Below are 1,928 nucleotides of genomic sequence, written 5' to 3' on the forward strand. Positions count from 1 at the left end.
CTTTTTGATCCAGATGAGTTAATTGTTCTTGAAGATAATAGTGAACTTATCAATAGTAAAATTAAAGAGTTAGATGATTCTATAGATGTAGAATCCTTGAGAGTTGATGATGCGAAAGATTTATTAAATGATCTGGAAATCCAGCGAAAAGCTAAAACTATCGAAGATACAGTTAATCATTTAAAACTTAGATCTGATATTGACGATATTTTAGATATCTTTGCAAAAATTAAGAAAAGAGATGTTCCAGATGTTCCTTTATTTCTTGAATGGAATATATGGAGAGCTTTTGCAGCACTAAATCATACACAAGCGATAGAAGGTAACTTCATTGTAGATTTAGATGGAATGCCTTTAAATACAGCTCCAGGTAAGAAACCTGATATAGAAATTAATTATGGTTCTTTTTCATGCATTGTTGAAGTAACTATGTCATCAGGAGACACTCAATTTAATATGGAAGGGTCTTCTGTTCCACGACATTATGGTGATTTAGTGAGAAAGGTTGACCATGATGCATATTGTATATTTATAGCGCCTAAAGTTGCGCCAGGAACAAAAGCACATTTCTTTAACTTAAATCGATTTTCAACGAAACACTATGGGGGAAAAACGAAAATTGTTCCTATGTCTTTAGATGATTTTATATCTTTTTTACAAGTTGGAATAACTCATAATTTTCAAGATGTTAATAAATTAAAAAATTGGTTAGATAATTTAATTAGCTTTAACTTAGACAGTGAAGATGAAGAAGTTTGGTTTGAGGAAATTAGACGTAAAATCTCTACATGGGCTATGTAATTATGAAATGTAATATTGACCATGCTTTGACTGGAAATATGAAAAAATATCGGGACTGTCACATTCGTCCAGATCTGGTACTGCTTTATGAGAAAGATGATAAAGGAGTGATCCGAGTCTTGCGCCTGATTCGATTAGGTAGTCATAGTGAACTTGGAATATGAGAGTCACTGAATGAAAAAACCCCGGTATCCTGCCAGGGTTTTATAGTGTTTATGCGGGTTTCAAGCCACAAAAGAGTAAAGACGATTCATAACTCAATAGTCAAAGTTGAAGAAGTGTTCTGGGAAACAAGAAAGGAAGGCTTTTTGAATGTCGCTGTATTCACCTTCTGGATGTTCCTCTAGATAACGTCGAGTCCAAATGACTGTTGCTTCATAGTCGTTAAAGCTCGGGTCGAGTTGTAAAAAAATCCAGAGTTCATGTGCTTTTTGAATGAAAAAGTCATTGATGATCATGAGGGCAATTTTCTTTTCAGCGTTTGAATTAGGGTATGAGTACATAGTATGTCTCCTATAGAGATGATAAATAGTTTCGTTGATAAACTATTTATAACACATAAAATAATGTGTTTACCACATAATTTTATGTGTTTTTATGTAAATATAACCCTATGCTATAATCTCAAAACACGATTTCTATAAATTTAATCAAATGCCATATACTGAATTTCAACGTCTTATCGGTAAAGCAGGGCTTTCAATTAAGGAATTTGCTGCCTTATTGGATATGAAACCCAATTCGATTACGAATTACAGTAAACAAGGTGTGGTTCCTACACATATCGCTGTAATCGTTGCGTTGATTTCTACGATGAAAGATGAGGGATTAGATTTCTATCCAATTTTTGAAAAAATTAAGTCGTATTCAAAAGAGTAAAACTCTCATTTTTTGATAGCTGTAAGCTTTTTAGTAGAGATTGATGACGTAAAAAATGCCTGAACTTCAGGCATTTTTTTATTTTGAGGTACTTATAAACCTCAATAGAACTTTTCAATAAAGTTTCGAGTTTTGAGAACCAGAATGTTCATCAAAGTACCTTACGTTCTGAGATCTTAGGACGAGCAATCGATAAACCGGACATTTCTATTTTGGAGTTACACCCGAACTGCGCATAAGAGATTTTA

General features: G+C 33.1%; 3 protein-coding genes and 1 pseudogene. 3 read left to right on the forward strand and 1 reads right to left on the reverse strand.

Annotated elements, in window-relative coordinates; genetic code table 11:
- Window positions 1-801 (forward strand): AlwI family type II restriction endonuclease (locus FTV41_RS14485; protein WP_179996741.1); only part of this gene is annotated, 801 nt, incomplete at its 5' end.
- A 17-nt stretch (window positions 802-818) separates the two neighbouring features.
- A pseudogene (locus tag FTV41_RS14490) lies at window positions 819-965 on the forward strand (type II toxin-antitoxin system mRNA interferase toxin, RelE/StbE family); the annotation flags it as partial.
- Window positions 966-1,058: 93 nt separating this feature from the next.
- Here FTV41_RS14490 and FTV41_RS14495 read toward each other — a convergent pair.
- Window positions 1,059-1,304 (reverse strand): hypothetical protein, encoded by a 246-nt coding sequence (locus FTV41_RS14495; protein WP_004728465.1) that lies wholly within the window; start codon window positions 1,302-1,304, stop codon window positions 1,059-1,061.
- Between the two features lie 151 nt (window positions 1,305-1,455).
- Between FTV41_RS14495 and FTV41_RS14500 the strand changes: the two genes are divergently transcribed.
- On the forward strand, window positions 1,456-1,680 hold the full coding sequence (locus FTV41_RS14500) for a hypothetical protein (RefSeq protein WP_004728467.1): 225 nt from the start codon (window positions 1,456-1,458) through the stop codon (window positions 1,678-1,680).
- Window positions 1,681-1,928: the final 248 nt, after the last annotated feature.

The organism is Acinetobacter sp. YH16051 (genome assembly GCF_013417135.1).
Taxonomy (GTDB): domain Bacteria; phylum Pseudomonadota; class Gammaproteobacteria; order Pseudomonadales; family Moraxellaceae; genus Acinetobacter; species Acinetobacter towneri.